Genomic DNA, 18,342 nt, shown 5'->3' on the forward strand with positions numbered 1-18,342 from the left:
CTTTCCGGTACGCCCCGGCGCGGCCCCACCCGGCCGCCCGCCCCGCGCAACCCGTCGCGCCCCGCCGCGCACACCGCCCGACGCCCGGGCCCCAGTCGTTGTTCGACATTCGTTCCACCATGAGGTGCCGTAGATGCAGACCGTCTTCTCCACCGTCCTGCCGGACGTTCCCGCCGCCGCCGTGATCTGGCTGGCCCTGCTCGCCCTGGCGGCGGTCGTGGTCGCCGCGCTCGTCGTCCGCCCGACCCGGTTCCGCTCGGTGTTCGGCGAACGGATCAGCGAGGCCGCCCGGCCGAGCAGCATCGACCTGGCCGAGCAGACCCGCGAGCAGGCCCGGGAAAGCCGCCGGTACGCGGACGAGGTCGCCGTGGCCGCGTCCCGCGCGACGGTCACCGCCGAGCGCAGCCGCACCGAATGGCTGTCCGCGCAGGACGAGGCCGAGGCGGCCTGGCTGGCCTACCAGGCGGCGGAGGAGGACGTCCGCCGGCTGGCCGCCGCCGCGGCGCTGCCGCTGCCCCGGACCGCCCGGACCCCGGCCGAGTACGCGGACCGGGAGCGCTGGCTGCACCGGGCGGCGCTTGACGCCCAGTGGCGCAAGGAGATCAGCGTGCAGCAGCTCAGCGACATCCTCGGCGGGCGCGGCTGGGACCCGAGCCGGCACCCGGTGGAGCAGGAACTGCTGCTGCGCCGGCTGGTGCGGGACAACCTCCAGGCCCGGCAGCACGCCGCGGTGCAGCGGGAGCAGGCCGCGTGGCGTGCCGCCGAGACGGCCGCGGCCTCGGCCCGGAGCCTGCGCGAGGAGGCGTTCGCGGCGCTGCACCCAGCGGTCGAGCCGCAGGCGGCGCTCTCCATCGTGGGCTTCACCGGCCCGGAGAGCACCCGGGAACTGCCCACTGGGGAGATCACCCGCGAGCTGGCTCCGGTGGCCCGGGGTCGGGCCGCCGTGGCGGCGTACTGATCGTCGGGCGGTGCTGGCCCGGCTCGGTTAGCGTGGTGCCGTGTCCCGTGAAGCCTGGTTTCTCGTCGCGCTCGGTGTCGTTGTCGCGGCGGCGACGCTTGTCGGGGCGGTGCTGCTCGCGATCCGGGTGGTCCGCACCCGCCGCATGTTGGGTGCGCTCGGCGCCGGCGGCAAGGTCGCGTTCTACGGCGCGCTGATCTACACAATCCTGCCGGTGGACCTGCTGCCCGACCCGATCTATCTGGACGACATGGGCGTGCTTGCCGGCGCGTTGTTCTACCTGGGCCGGCTGGCCGCCAAGCACCGGGCGGCGCAGCGCGTCACCCGGGACGCCCCGGCGCCGACCCTGCCCGCCGCCCCGCCGGGTGGCGTGCCGCGTCGGTGACCGGTCATCAGCTCGACAGCCACGCGGCGAGTGAGGAGACGGCATGTCCGGCGATCACCGGTTGGACCCGCACGACGGGCGGGTCGCCCGCTTCTTCGCCGACCGCCACCTGGCCACGCTCACCACGTTGCGCGCGGACGGCACCCCGCACGTCGTACCGGTGGGGGTGACCTTCGACCCGGACGCCGGGCTGGCGCGGGTGATCACCTCGGGCGGTTCGGCGAAGGCCCGGCACGTGGCCGCCGCCGGGCCGGCGGGCACGCCGGTCGCCGTGTGCCACGTCGACGGCCGTTGGTGGCTGACCGTGGAGGGCCGGGCGGTGGTGCGCCGCGACCCGGAGGCGGTGGCCGAGGCCGAGCGGCGGTACGCCGAGCGTTACCGCACCCCGCGTCCGAATCCGGAGCGGGTGGTCCTGGAGATCACCGTGAGCCGGCTGCTCGGCAGCCTGCCCGGCTGAGAGGTTCCGCGCCGGACACGACGGGTCCCGGGCAACCCCGTTTCGGGGCGGCCCGGGACCCGTCGAAGGGTCAGCGGCCGGTGTCGCCCTGGCCGGTGTGCTGCTGCGCCATGTCGACGCCCTTGTCGATCTGCTTGTCGTACTTGCCGCCGGTGCGCTGGTCCGCCGCGTCGCCGGCCTTGTCGAGGCCCTTGTCGACCTGCTCGTCATGCTTGTCGGCGAAGTCCTTCGCCTTGTCCATGAAGTCGCTCATCTCAAGATCTCCCTTCGGTACGGTGAAGGCCTTCCCTGGGGCCGGGTAGGCAAACACCGGGCGGGCGCCGGGCGGGCGATGACGCACCGGGTGTCGGATTCTCCCGCGTCGGGTATCAACGGCCTCGATCGAGGAGGCGACGTGGACGACGACGCTGGCACGCCCGAACCGGCACGCCCCGAACCGGCACGCCCCGAACCGGCACGAGCGGAGCCGGCCCAGCCGGCAGCCGCGCCGGCCGGGCCGAGGCAGACCTGGGCGGGGCTGCCCTGGCCGGTCCGGACGGCGGTCACCTGGAGCGCGTGCCTGCTCGTGGTGGCGGCCGGGCTGTGGCTGCTGAGCAAGGTCGCGGTGCTGCTGGCGCCGCTGGCCGTGGCGCTTGCCGGCACGCTCTTCCTGACCGCTCTGCTCGACCCGGTGCTGGTGCGGCTGCGCCGGCTCCGGGTGCCGGCCGCGCTCGCCGCGCTGCTCACCGTCCTGTTGCTGCTCGGCGTCCTGGTCGGGGCCGGTGTCCTGGTCTGGAACCTCACCGCGACTCAGTTCGGTGAGCTGAGCCAGCAGCTCGACGAGGGCCTGCAACGGAGCCGCGAGTTCGTCACCTCCACCCTGCCGGTCACCGACCAGCAGCTCGACCGGCTCGTCGAGCAGATCCGTGAGGGCCTGAGCGGCAGCGCCCCCGACCCGGTGGCAGGTGCGCGCAAGGCCGCCGAGGTGGCCGGCGCGATCCTGCTCGGTCTGGTGCTGCTCTTCTTCCTGCTCAAGGACGGCCGGTCGATGTGGCACTGGGTGCTGCGGCGGCTGACCGGGCCACGGCGGGAGGTGACCGCCGCGGCGGGGCGGGCCGGCTGGCGGACGCTCGGCGCGTACAGCCGGGGCACGATGATCATCGCGGCGATCGACGCCATCGGCATCGGCCTGGCCCTGGTCGTGTTGCGCGTCCCGCTGGCCCTGCCGCTGGCCCTGATCACGTTCCTCGGCGGGTTCGTGCCGATCATCGGCGCCACCGTCGCCGGCGCGGTCGCGGTGCTCGTCGCGCTGGCTGCCAACGGCCCCACCACCGCCCTGCTCACGCTGGCCGCGGTGATCGCCGTCCAGCAGATCGAGGGCAATCTGCTGGAGCCGCTGGTGATGCGCCGGCAGGTCCAGTTGCACCCGGCGGTCATCCTGGTCGTGGTCACCGCCGGCACGCTCGTCGCCGGGGTCGCCGGCGCGTTCGTCTCGGTGCCGATCGCCGCGGTGCTCTGGCGGGTGCTGGACACCGTGCAGCAACACCGGGCCGCCTCCCCCGTGGAGGCGGCCGGCTGATCCGCCCCGCTCAGGCCGGATGGGGTTGCCGCAGGTGGGTGACGAACCAGGTGCCGGCCTGGTCGGCCACCTGCTCCAACGTGCCGGGCTCCTCGAAGAGGTGGGTCGCGCCGGGCACGACGCGCAGCTCGGCCACCTCGCCCAGCTCGTCCCGCGCCTGCTCGTTGAGCACGATCACCTCTTCGTCCAGCCCGCCGACGAGCAGCAGCGTCGGTGCCCGTACCGCCGTCAGTGAGCTGCCGGCCAGGTCCGGCCGTCCGCCCCGGGAGACCACCGCGCCCACCCGGTCCGGCCGGGCCGCTGCGGCGACCAGGGCGGCGGCTGCGCCGGTGCTCGCGCCGAAGAGCCCGATCGGCAGGCGGCCCAGCTCCGGGTCGGCACCCATCCAGTCGACGATGCCGGCCAGCCGCTCGGCGAGCATCCCGATGTCGAAGCGCAGGTGGGCGGTCACCTCGTCCTGCGCCTCCTCGTCGATCGTCAGCAGGTCGACGAGCACCGTGCCCAGCCCGCGCGCGTTGAGGGCCTGCCCCACCGCCACGTTGCGCGGGCTGTGCCGCGAACTGCCGCTCCCGTGGGCGAACAACACGACTCCGCCGGCTCCCGAGGGAACGGAGACGTCCCCGACGAGCCCGCCCTCCACCACCGGCACCGAAATCTCCCGCACACCCTCACCCCCCGCTCCACCTCCCCCTTACCCCCCTCCCCGGCGATCATGAAGTTAGCGGGGCAGAGAGCGCTCCCCCATGCCGCCAACTTCATGATCGCCGGGGCCAGGCCGGGGCCAGGCCGGGGCCAGGCCGGGGCCAGGCCGGGGCCAGGCCGGGGCCAGGCCGGGGCCAGGCCGGGGCCAGGCCGGGGCAGGCGGGCCGGCGCGGGTTGCGTTGACGTCGGCGGCAAGGTTTAGCGTCTGCCGTGGGACAGATGGGGCGGGAGGCGCTGATGCGGATCGGGGAGCTGGCGGAGCGGGCCGGTACGAGCACCCGGACACTGCGCTACTACGAGACCCACGGGCTGGTCCGGCCACGCCGGTCCGCGAACGGTTACCGGATCTACGACGACGCGGAGCTGCGCGTCGTGCACGAGATCCGCTCCCTGCTGGCGATCGGCTTCGGGCTGGACGACATCCGCCCGTTCGTCGCCTGTCTCCGCGCCGGGCACGACTCCGGCGACGTCTGCCCCGACTCGGTGGCGGTGCTGCGGCGCAAGCTCGCCGAGGTGGACGACTACCTCGACCGGCTCGGCACGGTCCGCCGCCGGTTGCACGACCAGCTCGCCCGCGCGATCACCTATCGGGAGGAAACATGCCTCAGGACACGCAGACCGGCGGACTGACCGCGGTCACCGACGCTACGTTCGCGGAAACCGTGCTGGCCGCCGACCGCCCGGTCGTGATCGACTTCTGGGCCGAATGGTGCCCGCCGTGCCGGGTGGTGTCGAAGCACCTGGCCGAGCTGGCCGAGGAGTTCGGCGACGCGCTGCGGTTCGTCGCGCTGAACATCGACGAGAATCCCACCACCGCCCGGGCCTACCAGGTGATGTCCGCGCCGACCATGCTCGTCTTCCGCGACGGCCAGGTGGTCGGCTCGACAGTCGGTTCCCGGCCGAAGAACCACCTGCGGCAGAGCTTCGCCCGCCACCTGGACGGTTGAGCCACCGCCGGGTGGGAACGCGCGGGGTGACCACGGAACCCGACCGATCGCGAGGCTCATGATGGCGAAACAGGACAGGTCCCGGGAGCGGGAACCCAGCGACCAGAAGCGCCGCGAACAGGAGCTGGAAGGCTCGCCGGAGTGGGCCGACCGCGCCGCGTCGGCGCGTACCCCCGACGATCCGCGGGCCGTGGCGCCGCGGGACGCCGGCGGGCGTCCGTCGAACGGACGCCAGTTCTGAGATACGCACACCGAGCGGCCCCGTCGACGCGGGGCCGCTCGGTCCGGCGGGAACCGGTCAGCCGGCGTGTTCCGGCAGGTGCATCAGCGGCGCGCGGCCCGGGGGCTGCTCCGGCTGCGGCCCCGACTCGTGTTTCTGCGGCACCGGCACGGTGACCGGTTGGGCGCTCGTGACCCGCAACGGCTCGCCGTGGTGCAGCAGTTCCAGCACCGTGTCCGGCCCGCCGTTGCGCAGCGAGTATGTCGTCTGGTGCGGCCGGACGTCGACGCGCAGCCGCATCGACCGCCACTGCAACGAGAACTCCAGGCGGCTGAGCCGGCTGGAGAGCCGGGGTGCGAAGGAAAGCGTCCCGTCGTGGTCGCGCAACCCGCCGAAGCCGGCGACGAGCGCGATCCAGGAGCCGGCCAGCGAGGCCATGTGCACCCCGTCGCGGGTGTTCTCGTTCAGGTCGTGCAGGTCCATCAGCGCGGCCTCGCGCAGATAGCGGTGGGCCAGCTCGGGGAAGCCCACCTCGGCGGCGAGGACCGCCTGGGTGCAGGCGCTCAGCGACGAGTCGCGTACGGTGCGGCGCTCGTAGTAGGTGAAGTTGCGCAGCTTCTCGGCGGCGCTGAACGCGTCGCCCCGCCAGTGCATGGCCAGCACCAGGTCGGCCTGCTTGACCACCTGCTTGCGATACAGGTCGAAGTACGGGTAGTGCAGCAGCAGCGGGTACTTCTCCGGCGGCGTGTGCTCGAAGTCCCACTCCTGCAACCGGGTGAAGCCCTCCACCTGCTCGTGCACGTCAATCTCGGAGTCGTACGGGACGTGCATGTCCTGTGCGGCGTCCCGCCAGGCGGCGGCCTCCTCCTCGGTGACGCCGAGGTCGAGGGCCTGGTCCCGGTAGCGCATCGCGCAGTCGGCGGCGGTGAGCAGGTTCCGCTGGGCCATCAGGTTGGTGTAGACGTTGTCGTTCTTGACCGCGGTGTACTCGTCCGGGCCGGTCACCCCGTCGATGTGGAACCGGCCGGCGCGGTCGTGGTGACCGAGCGAGCGCCACAGCCGGGCCGTCTCGACAAGCAGTTCCAGCCCGATGTCCCGCTCCAGCGCCTCGTCGCCGGTGACGAGCACGTAGCGGCGCAGCGCGTCGGCGATGTCGGCGGCGATGTGGAACGCGGCGGTCCCGGCCGGCCAGTACGCCGACGACTCCGGGCCCTCGATGGTGCGCCACGGGAACGCGGCGCCCTGGAGGTTCAACGTGCGGGCCCGTTCCTGCGCCTGGGCCATGGTGTCGTAGCGCCACTGCAACGCGTCCTTCACCGCGCTCGGCTGCGTGTACGTCAGCACCGGCAGCACGAACATCTCGGTGTCCCAGAACGCGTGGCCGTCGTACCCGGGGCCGGTGAGGCCCTTGGCCGAGATGGGCCGCCGTTCCGCGCGGGCGCCGGCCTGGAGCACGTGGAAGAGGCCGAACCGGACCGCCTGCTGGACCTCCGGGTCGCCCTCGACGCGCACGTCGGCGGCGTCCCAGAACTCGTCGAGGTATTCCCGCTGCGCGCGGCGAAGCCCGTCCCAGCCGTCGAGCCGGGCGGAGGACAGGGCCGCGCCGACCTGGTCGCGAAGCGCCGGCAGGGACCGCCGGCTGGACCAGCCGTACGTCAGGTACTTGACCACCCGCAGTTTCTCGCCGGGTTTGAGCACGCAGCCGATTGTGGTGCGGACCCAGTCCTCGTACCCCTCGGTTTCGATTGTGGTGTGTTCCGGGCCGTGCACGTCGTGGCTCATGCCGGCGCTGACCCGCAGGCCGCTGACCTTGGTGCGGTGGATGAGCAGGCCGCCGTCGTCGGTGGTCAGCTCCTCCTCCGCCTGCAACGGTGACTCAAGCACGGCGGCCACGCGCGGGTCGCGGCTCTGCGGCGGCAGCGACTCGTTGGCCACCAGCTCGGACTGGAGGATCAGCCGCAGCGGCCCGTCGACCGCCTCCACCTCATAGTTGATCATCGCGACCGAGCGGTGGGTGAACGACACCAGCCGGGTGCTGCGGACCTTGACCTCGCGGCCGGCCGGGGAACGCCAGTGCAGCTCCCGCTGGAGCGTGCCGGCGCGCATGTCGAGGACCCGCTCGTGGGCGAGCAGCTCGCCGTAGCGGACATCGAGGGGCTCGTCGTCGACGAGCAGCCGGATGAGCTTGCCGTTCGTGACGTTGACGATGGTCTGCCCGGACTCGGGGAAGCCGAAGCCGGCCTCCGCGTACGGCAGCGGACGCAGCTCGAAGAACGAGTTCAGGTAGGTGCCGGGCAGGCCGTGCGGCTCACCCTCGTCGAGGTTGCCGCGCAGCCCGATGTGCCCGTTGGAGAGCGCGAAGACCGACTCGGACTGGGCCAGCACGTCCATGTCGAGCCGCACCTCGCGGATGTGCCAGGGCTCGACCGGGTAGGACCGTTCCCGGATCACGCGGCCGGCTCCGTGGCCAGCAGGTCGGCGAGGTCGGTGACAACCACGTCGGCGCCGTGCGCGCGCAGCTCGTCGGCCTGGCCGACCCGGTCGACGCCGATCACGTACCCGAAGCCGCCCGCCTTCCCGGCGGCCACGCCGGCGAGCGCGTCCTCGAAGACGGCGGCCTGCGCCGGCTCGACGCCGAGCATCCGCGCGCCTTCGACGAACGTGTCCGGGTGCGGCTTGCCCTGAAGCTTTTGTTGGCGGGCGACAACCCCGTCGACGCGGGCTTCGAGCCAGCGGTCCAACCCTGCGGCGTGCACCACGGCCTCGCAGTTGGCGCTCGCCGAGACGACCGCGCGGCGCAGCCCGGCCCGGGTCGCGGCCTCCAGGTAGCGCACCGAGCCGTCGTAGACCTCGACGCCGTCGTGTTCGATCCGTTGGAGCAGGACGACGTTCTTGCGGTTGCCGACGCCGTTGACGGTGTCCGCGTCCGGCGGGTCGTCGGGGGTGCCCTCCGGCAGCGTGATGCCGCGCGATTCCAGGAATGAGCGCACCCCGTCGGCGCGCGGTCTGCCGTCCACATACCGGTTGTAGTCCGGTCCGGGGTCGAACGGGCGGAACGGCTCGCCGGTCTCGTCCGACCGGCGCCGCAGGAACGCGTCGAACGTCTCCGCCCAGGCGGCGTTGTGCACCTTGGCGGTCTGCGTCAGCACACCGTCCAGATCGAAGAGACACGCGGTCACGTGCGCGGGTAGGCCCAGCATTGTTTGAATCTATCCAGGCGGCTCACCGGGCAAACACGATTCGGGGCGTCAGCGGCGCGGGCGTAGCGTCCACGTCACGGTAAGTGACGTGGTGACGGTGCCGTCCTCGGTGCCGATCTCCACTTCGACCGGGAACTCGGGCCGCCGCCCGGCGTCCAGCTCGGCCAGCACGTCGGCCGGCGGACGCCCGAGCCGAGCCGTGGCCAGCACCGGGCCCATCGCCACCTTGCGGTAGCCGATGGTCGCGTTCACGGCCAGGGGTGCGGCCCGGTCGAGCACCTGCCCGAAGGCGGCCATCACCACCGCGCCGGACGCGGTCTCACCGAGCGTGAACGTGGCGCCGGCGTGGGGGCCGCCCACGTGGTTGTGGTGCGCCGGGTCGTCGGGGAGCCGGACCACGGCCCGGACTCCGCCGTCGGCCTCGGGCGCGACCTCGACGATCTCGATTCCGAGGGTACGGGCGAACGGCACGGCTTCGAGGAGGGCCGCCGCCACCTGCCGCGAGTCGATGGACATGCCCGAACGCTACTCGCCAGTAACCATGCCGACAAGATGACCCACCTCCCAGATCCGGAACCGCCACCATTGAGCCACTTACTGCCGGGATACCGCGCTTAAACGGTCCGCAATACGAATTGATCATTCCTCAATCTCAAGGTACGCGCGATAGGCCGGATGAATCTGGTAGCGCTGGGGTTTGCGGTAGGCTTTGGTGAGCTTCCTTGAAAGCACATTAGCTTTACGCATTTCGCCTTCCGTTCCGCCGAAGTCGAAATACTTCTCACTCGTTTCAATTCCTAGAAACCCCAGTCGCCTCAACGTGGCGACTAGATATTCTATACTGCCGATATCTTTTACTTCCTTCAGAATTCGATTCAACCGCGCTTCGGTGACTATTGACTTTTCCCCAGCAAATTCGTAAAGCACCTGCTCTAAATCGATTTTGGCAGCAACGCCTTCGACTAGGAGCGCCAGGAAGGCAAAAGTGCTGTACTCCGCCTCAGCCTCAAGGATGTCTCTCTCTTCGACTTGTTCATGCTTCGCGTTACTGGCCCGAAGAAGCGCGGCATTTGCAAAGAAGACAAGGTCGCGTGGTCGGGGCTGGACGCGCGACAGCAGATACTCTCTGGTCGGCATGTTCTTGACGCGCGGAACGAAGGCATGCTCCCACAAGTCCTCTGCGGTGACGTTCGGCTTTGAGGCCATGAAGCGGTCTTCTAGCACACGCGCCAGAAGGTCCGTGTCACGCCACTCGATTTCAGCGGTGCTGATCTTATCGGGTTCCCGGGCGTGCTCGCGCACATACGCAAAGATGTCGCTCCGGAGGAAGACGGTGAGCGTGACGTTCAGCGCAGACTTTTTCGGGCTGTCCCTCTTGAACTCGTCTACTATTCTTCCGACAACAGTGAGGAGACCCAGTAGCAGACGCGAAAGGAGTTCCAGATCGGCGCCCCGCTGCCAGGCCTTATCAAGATTGTCGACCAAGACAGCGATACGGTTGCGATCACTTAGCGCTGCGCCTAGAAGGCCGCGAAGATTCCTCAGAGTGTTACTATAAAGTGCCGTATTGACTTTCTGGCGAGCAGATTCGACCTGACTCTCATCGATTCCTTCGTTCAGTACAAGTTCGAGCGATCTTACCAGCATGTCGAGGCGGACAGAGAAACTCGCATCAACGCCCCGATGCTGCTCTTCCATGTGGGTCCGCAACTGGTCCATGGCTGAGCCACTAGAAATCCCGGCGGGTCGCTTTTCAGCTTCGTCAACCGCCCGCGCCGCAACCTCGGTGTAGATTAGGTACTTCCACAATCCCTCGATAAGATAGTCACCCAAGTGACGAGAGCTAATGCGCCGCAGAACATCGAGAAGAGCTTCGAGCTCATAACTCGCGGGCTTTATCGCGCAGACCAAGTTTCTCGCATCCGATTTTAACAACTCAGCCGCTTGAAGCATGTTTGCGGTTTTCCCAGTCCCCTTCTTCCCTGTGAAGATAGTGGCGGCCGAGTCAACTACATCCCGAAAGTCTCTAGTCTCTACGAAGTACTGCTCCAAACCATCCTGGTCGCTCTCAGCGACATGGTTCCCGAAGCGAAGGGCAGACAATTCTACGCTGATATGCCTCCGCACCCTGCTGGCACCCATGGGGGTAGACGAGCGTAATGCCTCCATCCATACAATGGCCTGCTTCTCAAGGTCTACTGCGTTGCGGTAGTGGAGTGCCAGGTCGCGATAATCAATGGCGGGCCTTGCCGTATCCTCCATGACAATGACCACGTCTCGGCCAAGACCTCGAGCCATTCCTGCTAATAGGGAGGCCCTAGCATTTGACGTTTCCGAAAGAAACGCTCTTTCAGGCGTCATGTGGAATATCGCGCTTGCCGAGGTATATATCTGCTCCGCGAACCACGCCAACGGCGAGCCGCCGTACTCATCCATGTCGACCGTCGTGACCTCGAATCGATCATACGAGTCGAGAACTCTGGAAAGACGCTGGCTTGCATCGTCTTCCTTAAAGCTCGGCATGTAGAAGATTCTGCATGCATCAACCGGAGGGAGGGCTACTCCCCCTGTCAAGTCATCCCACAGAGGAGGCGTGTCCAGGTCGGTAAGATCAGAAATCTTGGTGACTAGATCTAAGACGTTTCGATAAGGCGTTATACCCGTGGTGGTCAGAAGGGCAAGGTCTCGGAGATTCTTGTTGGCACGTGCGTCCTGCGAGTCGAGAAGAATGCCGACGCGTTTGCGCTTGCCGATTGCCAGCCCTAGTTCAAAAAGTACATTGTCGCTAAGCGTGGACAACTCAAAGAGACCTAGAGTGCATTGGTTTATCGCACCCTCTACTTCGTTAATAATGAGTCGACCATCGACAACTAAATCTTCCCAGCTTACGGCGCGTATGGTAGCGGAACCATCGCTAAGTGCAGCAGCCGTTGTACGCATCGTTTCACTTAGAATCGCTGGACGAGCACTGTAGCCGAAAAAGAGCTCTTCCATAACATCTCCGGTGGTCGAATGTGATCGATGAACTCGCATTTAAGCCACTGCGACTGCCGTAGCAAATAGGGCGATATAGGCGCAGCCGAAGATGATAGGCACCCATTGCTCCAATCGAGTGAGCGGCCAATATATCGACATGTCCCTACCAGAGCCAACCGCTTTCCACTCTGCCGACCAGTAGGGCGAGGCTGGCAACCGCTCCTCCATCGCCCCTATTACACGGTACTTTGCAGAAGTTAACTGTCTGTAAGATCGAAGCACCCAGAACCATGCAACACATTGAAGAATAAGCACCAAAAGGGGAATGATTAGTGCGATCACTTCCCCTTCCTTAATCTTCGACATAAAAGCCGTGGCGACGACGACAATGCTTGTATTGGATGTCAAGAAGAATGTGTTGTGGAGTCCGCGACGTGCCGTAACCCTGTCGGCCATCTCGCAATACACCTTGTATTGTTCTAGAATCGCGGCCTGATACTTTTCTCCTGAGCCCCTATAGGCGGATTCGTCGAGGGGTGTCCAAAGCCCTTCCCGGATCTCTGCGAATGATGCTTGGCGGCGGCTAAATACCGCTCCGGCGCGCCTCGCCATGGTCATCAGGGCATGATGGCTGCCGCGGGGATCCTTCTCTACAGTTGGGTAAACATCTAGTCACTCTGCGCCGCGGGGTTGACTTCCCGTTCCGCATATGCCGAAGGGTTGCACGCTGCTGAGCCCGTCCAACATCTGCCCAAGGAATCCCCATCTGCGCCAAGAACGCGAACTCCGGCTGCGGCAGCTCGGACCGCTACTCGGGTTTCCCGACTCGACGGTGCACGCGATCCTGAACCAGCACCCTCCCGCACCGTCTGACCTGGCTCGACCGGCCTACCGGCCAGGTAGCTCGCCGCTCAGCACACGAAAGGCCTCTACGGCCCTTGCTGGATGCCGTCAGGGCAGGCTGCGAGGTCAGATGGCGCGGATCGTGATCAGTCTTCGAGCCCGGCGAGGTCGTCGGCGTTGCGGGTGTAAACGGCGGCATCGTGGGCGTGTGCGGTTGCGGCGATGAGCAGGTCCATCACCCTGGCGCGTGGCTGGCGGCCGTTCTCGACGACACGGGCGGCCAGGCGCGCATAGCTGTCGGCGATGGCTTCGTCAATGGGAAGCGGATCAAATCGACGCTGGATGGCGCTCAGCCGCGCCAACCGGAGCGCCCTCGCTTCGGCGTTCTTCGCGACCAGGACACCGAACTGGAGTTCGGCGATGCTGGCGACGCTGATGGCCAGTTCGCCGGGAATCGGGGTCACATCGGTGGCGATGAGGATGCTGGTGTCGAGGATGCCCCGGCTCACCGCTGGGCCCGGTTCACCGCTGTGACCACGGATCGGCGACGGCGCCGTCGAGCAGGTCCCGATCATCTGCCCACCCTGGATCCGTGGGTTGATCGAATATGCCGGCAAGGTCGTCCCACTCGCGCCAGGCTCGGGGACTGACGGGACCGAGCACGGCCGCGGGCCGCCCGGCTACGGTGATCGTCACACGTTCGCCAGCCTGCGCCCGGCGCACCAGGTCGCTGGCGTTCTGACGCATCTCCCGCAGCCCAATCTCATGCACGTGTCCCAGGGTAGCACTTGTGCTACAAACGTCTCCTAGGTTGCCCGCCCTCGCGGAGACCGATCGCCGGGCCACGCCCCGGATGTCTCATTGTCTCTTAATAAAAGACAATGATCTCCGCTGCACGTACAAATGTCTCTTATTAAGAGACAACAGGACATCAAGCGCGGAACCTATGAGCCAGCGGTGCTGACCCACAGATTCTCCTCTACGTACACCTTCCCACTCCGCGGCGGACCCTCGATGACCATCGACTTTGGGGCGAACGGGCTCATGACTCGGCGACGCCGTTCAGGATGGTGCTCAGGTTGTGGAGGAAGGTCTCCTCGGCGTCGAGGTGGGCGCCGTCGACGACGAGCCGGGCCATGGTGGGATAGCGGCCGGTGTCGAGCATGCGCCTCAGGTAGGGGCCGAGCGCGGACTGCCACGCGGACACGTCGGTGCCGGTGGCCCGCGCGGTGCGGCGCTCGGTGATCTCCCGGCGGAGCGCGCCGACGAGGAACGCGCCGAGGGCGCCCGAGGCCCGCTGAAGATCGCCGGTGTCGCGTACGCCGGGGGCCTGGCTGAGCGCGGCGGCGGTGGCCTCGCCGACGGCGAGCGCGTGTGGCCCCAGGTGTGGTCGCGCGCCGAGCAGGTCGACGAGCCATTCATGGTCGAGGGCGGCCTCGCGGGTCGCCCGGGCGATGGCCACCACCGTGTCGCGCCAGCCTTCGGCCTCGGGTAGCCGGCCGGACTCGGCGAGACCGGCGGCTTCGGCGATCCCGGCGGCCTTCGCGATCCGGGCGTAGACCGAGTCGACCATCAGGTCGAGCAGCTCGGACCGGTTGACCACGTAGTCGTAGAGCCGCATCGGGCCGACGCCCAACTCCTTGGCGAGCTTGCGTAGCGACAGCCCGTCGAGACCGTGCGCGTCGGCGAGTTGCATCGCCGTGGTGGCGATCTTCGCGCGGCTCAGCGCCACCGGTGCCGCTCGGGGCTGGGGCTCGGGCCTTTCCCAGACCGACAGAGGTACGTTACCGTACGGCGTATCCATGAAATACATCGTACGGCAAGGGAGATGACGATGCGAATCGCAATCGCCGGCGGCGGCATGGGCGGCTTGACGCTGGCCCGCATCCTGCACCGGCAGGGCATCGCCTCGGTGGTGTATGAACGGGAGCCGCACCGTGCCTCGCGGACGCAGGGCGGATCGCTCGACCTGCACCCGGAGTCCGGGCAGCACGCCCTGGCCGCGGCCGGTCTCGAAGCCCGCTTCCGGTCCGAGGCACGCCCGCAGGGCGAGGAGCACCGCATCCTCGACCCGGACGGCCGCGTCCTCCTGCACCACGAGCCACAGCCCGGCTCGTTCGACGGGCGTCCCGAGATCGACCGGACCGTGTTGCGTGACCTGCTGCTCGACTCGCTCCCCGAGGACACGGTGGTGTGGGGCCGCCGGCTCGTCGCGGCGGCGCCCCGGCCCGGCGGGGGGTTCGAGCTGACGTTCGACGGTGGCCACCGCGCCGGCTGTGACGTCCTCGTCGGCGCGGACGGCGCACGCTCGGTCGTCCGGCCGCTGCTGACCGACACCACCCTGTCCGCCGTCTCCGCCCATGTGGAACTCAACATCAGCGACATCGACAGGCGCCACCCGACGCTCGCCGAGATGATCGGGCCCGGCAACTTCTGGTGCATCGGCGTGCGCCAGGTCCTGTGCGCGCAGCGCCTCGGCGACGGCAGCGTCCGGGTCGGGATCTCCCTGCCGGCGGACGACCGCGACCTCGACGCCTACCGCGACAAGCGGGCCCTGCTGGACCTGTTCGACGGCTGGAATCCCCGCCTCACCGCCCTCATCGAAGCCGGCGACGGCGCCCCGATCCCGCGCCGGATCGAGGCGATGCCCGTCGGTGCGCGCTGGGACCATCGACCGGGCATCACCCTGATCGGCGACGCCGCGCACCTCATGCCGCCGGTCGGCGAGGGCGCCAACCAGGCGATGCTCGACGCCGCCGAGCTGGCCGCGGCGTTCGCCGCCGATCCCGCGTCGGCCATCCAGGTGTACGAGGAAGCGATGTTCGCCAGGATCCAGCCGATCGCGGAGATGTGCAGGCGGGTCCAGGCGATGATGCTGTCCGCCACCGCAGCCGCCGACATCGTCCGCTTCTTTTCGCGACGGGAGACCGAGCCGGCCGCCAGCGTTTGAGCATCATCGGCGGTGGCCGCACCACCTCGGCGAGGTGGCGGTAACCCGGCCGAGGCGTTTCGCCAGCTCGGCGAAGTGGCGGTGTCCCCGGCCGAGGCATACCGCCACTTCGCCGAACTGGAGTCGATCACGCCGCAGGCGCGGCGTCGGGGGTCAGGCGCGCCTGGTGTACGCGACGAACGCCGCCCAACTCGCCGGTGTGAACGTCAGCGCCGGCCCCCGCCGGTCCTTGCTGTCGCGGACCCCGACCACGCCGGGCAGGTTGTCCGCCACCTCCACGCAGTTGCCGGAGTTTCCGCTGCTGCGGGTGCTCTTACGCCAGGTCGCGCCGGTCAGCTCCATCGTTTCGCCGCCTCCGAGATCGCCGCCAGGGTCGCCCCGTGCGGCATCGCCTCCGCGCGGACCGACTCCCAGGTCTGCCGCAGCGATTTTACGTCCGTCGCACGCTCCACGATGGAGCCGTGCAACTGGTTGTCGAGGTAGCCCACGTCGTCGCCGTCCGCCGGGGTGGCGAGCACGAACGCGCCGTTGAGCCGGGGGTAGGACCCGACCGTCTCGGGCACCACGTGCAGGTGCACCCGCGGCCGGCGACCCATCTCGACCAGGTGCGCCAACTGCTCGCGCATCACCTTCGGTCCGCCCACCGGGCGGGCCAGCACCGAGTGGTCGAGCACGGCCACGAACTGCGGCGGCGCGGGCTTCTCCAGCACCGCCTGCCGAGCCATCCGTGCGGCCACCTGTTGTTCCAGCGCCTCCCCGACAAGCGGGCTCGCGCCCTCGTGCAACGCGCGGGCGTACTCCTCGGTCTGCAACAGGCCGGGGATCACCAGCGGTTGGAAGCTGCGGAGCGCAGTCGCCTCCTGCTCGATGCCCACCCACTCGCGGAACCACGGAAGCAGCGACTCCCGCACCAGCGCGGCCCGGATGCGGACCAGCAGGCCGCCGCCGTGCAGCACCTCGTCGCAGCGCTCGGTGAACTCGGCGCGCGGCGCGCGGCGGCACTGCTCCACGGCCGCCACAAGCGACGGCGAATAGCTCACCCGCTCGGCCAGCGCCTCCTGGGTCAGCTCGGCATCGGTGCGGAGCCGGCGCAGCTCACCGGCGAAGAGTTCCCACAACGACGCACGGCTCATCTGCACACCTCTGCACACGAAAGGACTGTCGGTCGGACAGCCGGTGATGTGGGGGTGGAACGCCTTCCGACCCTAGCGAGGCGGTGACGAGACTGTCACGCAGCGAAGCCGGATTCGTCCGGAACCCGCGAACGCGAGGAGCGCCACGTGATCAGTCACCAGCTCGGACAGCCGCCGGAAGGGCCGGCGGGGGACCGCCCTCGCGCGTACCCCGGGCACGCCACGCCGCACACGCCGCTGCGCCCGATGTGGTGCTGCCGGGCGTGCGGCCAGCCGTGGCCGTGCGCGACCGCCCGCCTGCTGCTCCGGAGCGAGTACGAGGACAACCAGATCGGCCTGTCGATCTATCTGTGCGGGCTGCTCTACGAGGCGACGCGCGACCTCTACCGACTCAACCCGGCGGACGCGCCCTCCCCCACCGACATGTTCGCCCGCTTCGTCGCCTGGGGCCCGCACCGCCGCCCGATCATCGCGCCGCCGCCCGACGGGTGTTAAGCGGGGCCCCCGCCTATACCAAATGCGTTAAGCGGGGCCCCCGCCTTTCACCTCCAGCCGATGTCGATGCGGTCGCCTCGCTCGTCGAAGAAGTGCAGCGCGTCCATCCGCACCTGCACCGCCAGCGGGTGCCCGGACGACACCTGCGGGTAGGGCGCGAGCCGCACCGCCAGCTCCGCCGGGCGGCGGTGGTGCCGGCCCGGGTCGGGCAGCACGCTCGTGCGGTTGCCGCCGCCCCCGCCGCTCGGGGCGGGCTCCGGCGGGGCGGGCTCCGCCGCCCGTCCGGTGAGCCGCTGCATCACCTGGCCGAACCGGCGCAGACTGCGCACCCCGGGCGCGCTCCGCTCGACCGGGGTGCCCATCTCGTCGACGACGATCGCGGTGGCGCCGATGTCGAGGAAGGCAAGCGACTCGTGGCCGTGGTGCTCCAGGTAGCGGATCCGGCCGTGCAGCACGTCGCCTGCGGTGTCGGGAGCCACCGGCGTCAGCGCCTCGGCGCGCAGGCCGACCACGATCCGCTCGCCGTGGTAGTGCGCCACGGCGCGGCTGCGGATGTCGTCCCAGGGCAGGTAGAGCGACTGCTCACCGAGATTCAGCGCGATGTACCGGTCGAGGTGGACATAGACCGACGCCTCCAGCAGGTTCATCCGGGGGCTGCCGAGGAACGCGGCGACGTAGAGCGTCGCCGGCCGCCCGTACACCTGGGTGGGGGTGCCCACGTCCTGGAGCACGCCCTTGCGCATGATGGCGACCCGGTCGGCCATGGTGAGCGCCTCGGCCTGGTCGTGGGTGACGTAGATGGTGGTGACGCCCAGCTCACGGGTGAGCCCGGAGATCTCCGCGCGCAGCTCGGCGCGCAGGCCGCTGTCGAGGTTGGACAGCGGCTCGTCCATCAGGAAGAGGCCGGGCCGGCGCACGATCGCGCGCCCCATGGCCACCCGCTGCCGCTGGCCGCCGGAGAGCTGGCTCGGCTTGCGCGCGAGCACGTCGCCGATGCCGAGAGCGCCTGCCACGTCCTGGATCCGCTCGCCGCGCGGTCCGGGCTCGACGCCGCTCAGGCGCAGCGGAAAGCCGATGTTGTCGCCGACGGTCATGTGCGGATAGAGCGCGAAGTCCTGGAAGACCATGGCGATCTTCCGGTCCCGCGGTGGTAGATCGTTTGCGAGTTCGCCGTCGAGCAGGACCGCGCCCGAGGTCGGATCCTCCAGCCCGGCCACCATCCGCAGCACGGTGGACTTGCCGCAGCCCGAGGGGCCGAGCAGGACCATGAACTCACCATCGTTGACGTCCAGATTTATGGTGTCGACCGCGATCGTGCCGTCCTGGAACACCTTCGTGACATCTTTGAGCGCGACGGTGCTCACCGTCACCTCCCCAGTCGCTCGCCCGAACCCGGGAATGACTGTGGCCAGGATCATGGTGTTCGCACATCGGGTAAACGTGCCATGTTCGGCTCGTGACAGTCCTATTACGGGGTAATCGTCGGGCTCCATCGTTAAGTGACCTGCGAGTAACCAC

The 18,342-nt window shown here is 68.9% G+C and carries 22 protein-coding genes; 9 read left to right on the plus strand and 13 right to left on the minus strand.

Going from position 1 to position 18,342, the window contains the following annotated elements:
- Positions 1 to 133 precede the first annotated feature (133 nt).
- The 3 genes from SM450_RS05035 to SM450_RS05045 are packed head-to-tail and all read left to right on the plus strand — an operon-like array spanning position 134 to position 1,800.
- Positions 134 to 958 (plus strand): hypothetical protein, encoded by an 825-nt coding sequence (locus SM450_RS05035; RefSeq protein WP_474618492.1) that lies wholly within the window; start codon positions 134 to 136, stop codon positions 956 to 958.
- Positions 959 to 998: 40 nt separating this feature from the next.
- Positions 999 to 1,343 carry a YkvA family protein gene (locus tag SM450_RS05040; RefSeq protein ID WP_474618493.1) on the plus strand — a complete coding sequence of 115 codons (345 nt, stop codon included), beginning with the start codon at positions 999 to 1,001 and terminating at the stop codon, positions 1,341 to 1,343.
- 43 nt (positions 1,344 to 1,386) lie between these two features.
- Positions 1,387 to 1,800 carry a pyridoxamine 5'-phosphate oxidase family protein gene (locus SM450_RS05045; protein WP_474618494.1) on the plus strand — a complete coding sequence of 138 codons (414 nt, stop codon included), beginning with the start codon at positions 1,387 to 1,389 and terminating at the stop codon, positions 1,798 to 1,800.
- A gap of 70 nt (positions 1,801 to 1,870) precedes the next feature.
- Here the strand turns inward: SM450_RS05045 and SM450_RS05050 are convergent, their stop codons facing one another.
- Positions 1,871 to 2,053, minus strand: a complete 183-nt coding sequence (locus SM450_RS05050) for an antitoxin (protein ID WP_474618495.1) — start codon at positions 2,051 to 2,053, stop codon at positions 1,871 to 1,873.
- Positions 2,054 to 2,194: 141 nt separating this feature from the next.
- On the opposite strand from SM450_RS05050, the gene SM450_RS05055 reads away from it, so the two are divergent.
- The gene (locus SM450_RS05055) at positions 2,195 to 3,358 is read left to right on the plus strand and encodes an AI-2E family transporter (RefSeq protein ID WP_474618496.1); all 1,164 of its coding nucleotides are present in this window, start codon (positions 2,195 to 2,197) and stop codon (positions 3,356 to 3,358) included.
- A 10-nt stretch (positions 3,359 to 3,368) separates the two neighbouring features.
- Here SM450_RS05055 and SM450_RS05060 read toward each other — a convergent pair whose 3' ends face one another.
- Positions 3,369 to 4,022 carry a dienelactone hydrolase family protein gene (locus tag SM450_RS05060; RefSeq protein WP_474618497.1) on the minus strand — a complete coding sequence of 218 codons (654 nt, stop codon included), beginning with the start codon at positions 4,020 to 4,022 and terminating at the stop codon, positions 3,369 to 3,371.
- 275 nt (positions 4,023 to 4,297) lie between these two features.
- On the opposite strand from SM450_RS05060, the gene SM450_RS05065 reads away from it, so the two are divergent.
- Genes SM450_RS05065 through SM450_RS05075 form a run of 3 tightly spaced genes read left to right on the plus strand, consistent with a single transcriptional unit; the run spans position 4,298 to position 5,248 of the window.
- Positions 4,298 to 4,690, plus strand: a complete 393-nt coding sequence (locus SM450_RS05065) for a MerR family transcriptional regulator (RefSeq protein WP_474619015.1) — start codon at positions 4,298 to 4,300, stop codon at positions 4,688 to 4,690.
- Complete coding sequence (trxA, locus tag SM450_RS05070; RefSeq protein WP_474618498.1) at positions 4,660 to 5,007, plus strand: thioredoxin; 348 nt, start codon at positions 4,660 to 4,662, stop codon at positions 5,005 to 5,007. Before SM450_RS05065 ends, trxA begins: the two co-directional genes overlap by 31 nt.
- 58 nt (positions 5,008 to 5,065) lie before the next feature.
- On the plus strand, positions 5,066 to 5,248 hold the full coding sequence (locus SM450_RS05075) for a hypothetical protein (protein ID WP_474618499.1): 183 nt from the start codon (positions 5,066 to 5,068) through the stop codon (positions 5,246 to 5,248).
- Between the two features lie 57 nt (positions 5,249 to 5,305).
- Here SM450_RS05075 and SM450_RS05080 read toward each other — a convergent pair whose 3' ends face one another.
- The 8 genes from SM450_RS05080 to SM450_RS05115 all read right to left on the minus strand — a co-directional run bounded on the left by SM450_RS05080 (position 5,306) and on the right by SM450_RS05115 (position 13,978).
- Positions 5,306 to 7,678 (minus strand): glycoside hydrolase family 65 protein, encoded by a 2,373-nt coding sequence (locus SM450_RS05080; RefSeq protein WP_474618500.1) that lies wholly within the window; start codon positions 7,676 to 7,678, stop codon positions 5,306 to 5,308.
- Positions 7,675 to 8,427 (minus strand): beta-phosphoglucomutase family hydrolase, encoded by a 753-nt coding sequence (locus tag SM450_RS05085; RefSeq protein ID WP_474618501.1) that lies wholly within the window; start codon positions 8,425 to 8,427, stop codon positions 7,675 to 7,677. The genes SM450_RS05080 and SM450_RS05085 overlap by 4 nt, the downstream gene beginning before the upstream one ends.
- Before the next feature lie 48 nt (positions 8,428 to 8,475).
- The gene (locus SM450_RS05090; RefSeq protein WP_474618502.1) at positions 8,476 to 8,943 is read right to left on the minus strand and encodes a DUF4442 domain-containing protein; all 468 of its coding nucleotides are present in this window, start codon (positions 8,941 to 8,943) and stop codon (positions 8,476 to 8,478) included.
- A gap of 123 nt (positions 8,944 to 9,066) precedes the next feature.
- On the minus strand, positions 9,067 to 11,226 hold the full coding sequence (locus tag SM450_RS05095) for a P-loop ATPase, Sll1717 family (RefSeq protein WP_474618503.1): 2,160 nt from the start codon (positions 11,224 to 11,226) through the stop codon (positions 9,067 to 9,069).
- Between the two features lie 234 nt (positions 11,227 to 11,460).
- Positions 11,461 to 12,021, minus strand: a complete 561-nt coding sequence (locus tag SM450_RS05100) for a RipA family octameric membrane protein (protein ID WP_474618504.1) — start codon at positions 12,019 to 12,021, stop codon at positions 11,461 to 11,463.
- 371 nt (positions 12,022 to 12,392) lie between these two features.
- Complete coding sequence (locus tag SM450_RS05105) at positions 12,393 to 12,755, minus strand: PIN domain-containing protein (RefSeq protein WP_474619016.1); 363 nt, start codon at positions 12,753 to 12,755, stop codon at positions 12,393 to 12,395.
- Between the two features lie 13 nt (positions 12,756 to 12,768).
- Positions 12,769 to 13,017 (minus strand): type II toxin-antitoxin system Phd/YefM family antitoxin, encoded by a 249-nt coding sequence (locus SM450_RS05110; RefSeq protein WP_474618505.1) that lies wholly within the window; start codon positions 13,015 to 13,017, stop codon positions 12,769 to 12,771.
- Positions 13,018 to 13,288: 271 nt separating this feature from the next.
- Positions 13,289 to 13,978 carry a TetR/AcrR family transcriptional regulator gene (locus SM450_RS05115; RefSeq protein WP_474618506.1) on the minus strand — a complete coding sequence of 230 codons (690 nt, stop codon included), beginning with the start codon at positions 13,976 to 13,978 and terminating at the stop codon, positions 13,289 to 13,291.
- Positions 13,979 to 14,080: 102 nt separating this feature from the next.
- Here SM450_RS05115 and SM450_RS05120 point away from each other — a divergent pair, with 102 nt between their 5' ends.
- Entirely contained in the window at positions 14,081 to 15,196 is a 1,116-nt protein-coding gene (locus SM450_RS05120) for an FAD-dependent oxidoreductase (RefSeq protein ID WP_474618507.1), read from the plus strand.
- 153 nt (positions 15,197 to 15,349) lie between these two features.
- Here SM450_RS05120 and SM450_RS05125 read toward each other — a convergent pair whose 3' ends face one another.
- A complete protein-coding gene (locus SM450_RS05125; protein WP_474618508.1) occupies positions 15,350 to 15,538 on the minus strand; it encodes a DUF397 domain-containing protein in 189 nt (62 codons plus the stop codon).
- Complete coding sequence (locus SM450_RS05130; RefSeq protein ID WP_474618509.1) at positions 15,529 to 16,329, minus strand: helix-turn-helix domain-containing protein; 801 nt, start codon at positions 16,327 to 16,329, stop codon at positions 15,529 to 15,531. The genes SM450_RS05125 and SM450_RS05130 overlap by 10 nt, the downstream gene beginning before the upstream one ends.
- 147 nt (positions 16,330 to 16,476) lie before the next feature.
- On the opposite strand from SM450_RS05130, the gene SM450_RS05135 reads away from it, so the two are divergent.
- Entirely contained in the window at positions 16,477 to 16,824 is a 348-nt protein-coding gene (locus SM450_RS05135; protein ID WP_474618510.1) for a hypothetical protein, read from the plus strand.
- 47 nt (positions 16,825 to 16,871) lie between these two features.
- Here the strand turns inward: SM450_RS05135 and SM450_RS05140 are convergent, their stop codons facing one another.
- Positions 16,872 to 18,188: an ABC transporter ATP-binding protein gene (locus SM450_RS05140; RefSeq protein WP_474618511.1), complete on the minus strand. Its 1,317-nt coding sequence runs from the start codon at positions 18,186 to 18,188 to the stop codon at positions 16,872 to 16,874.
- Positions 18,189 to 18,342 lie beyond the last annotated feature (154 nt).

Source organism: Micromonospora marincola (assembly GCF_056150385.1).

What these genes read in the sequence shown, in the direction of transcription:
- SM450_RS05045 (WP_474618494.1), top strand. Translation starts at nt 1,387, where the DNA reads ATGTCCGGCGATCACCGGTTGGACCCGCACGACGGGCGGGTCGCCCGC.
- SM450_RS05120 (WP_474618507.1), top strand. Translation starts at nt 14,081, where the DNA reads ATGCGAATCGCAATCGCCGGCGGCGGCATGGGCGGCTTGACGCTGGCC.
- trxA (WP_474618498.1), top strand. Translation starts at nt 4,660, where the DNA reads ATGCCTCAGGACACGCAGACCGGCGGACTGACCGCGGTCACCGACGCT.
- SM450_RS05085 (WP_474618501.1), bottom strand. Translation starts at nt 8,427, where the DNA reads ATGCTGGGCCTACCCGCGCACGTGACCGCGTGTCTCTTCGATCTGGAC.
- SM450_RS05050 (WP_474618495.1), bottom strand. Translation starts at nt 2,053, where the DNA reads ATGAGCGACTTCATGGACAAGGCGAAGGACTTCGCCGACAAGCATGAC.
- SM450_RS05065 (WP_474619015.1), top strand. Translation starts at nt 4,298, where the DNA reads ATGCGGATCGGGGAGCTGGCGGAGCGGGCCGGTACGAGCACCCGGACA.
- SM450_RS05035 (WP_474618492.1), top strand. Translation starts at nt 134, where the DNA reads ATGCAGACCGTCTTCTCCACCGTCCTGCCGGACGTTCCCGCCGCCGCC.
- SM450_RS05125 (WP_474618508.1), bottom strand. Translation starts at nt 15,538, where the DNA reads ATGGAGCTGACCGGCGCGACCTGGCGTAAGAGCACCCGCAGCAGCGGA.
- SM450_RS05075 (WP_474618499.1), top strand. Translation starts at nt 5,066, where the DNA reads ATGATGGCGAAACAGGACAGGTCCCGGGAGCGGGAACCCAGCGACCAG.
- SM450_RS05090 (WP_474618502.1), bottom strand. Translation starts at nt 8,943, where the DNA reads ATGTCCATCGACTCGCGGCAGGTGGCGGCGGCCCTCCTCGAAGCCGTG.
- SM450_RS05100 (WP_474618504.1), bottom strand. Translation starts at nt 12,021, where the DNA reads ATGACCATGGCGAGGCGCGCCGGAGCGGTATTTAGCCGCCGCCAAGCA.
- SM450_RS05130 (WP_474618509.1), bottom strand. Translation starts at nt 16,329, where the DNA reads ATGAGCCGTGCGTCGTTGTGGGAACTCTTCGCCGGTGAGCTGCGCCGG.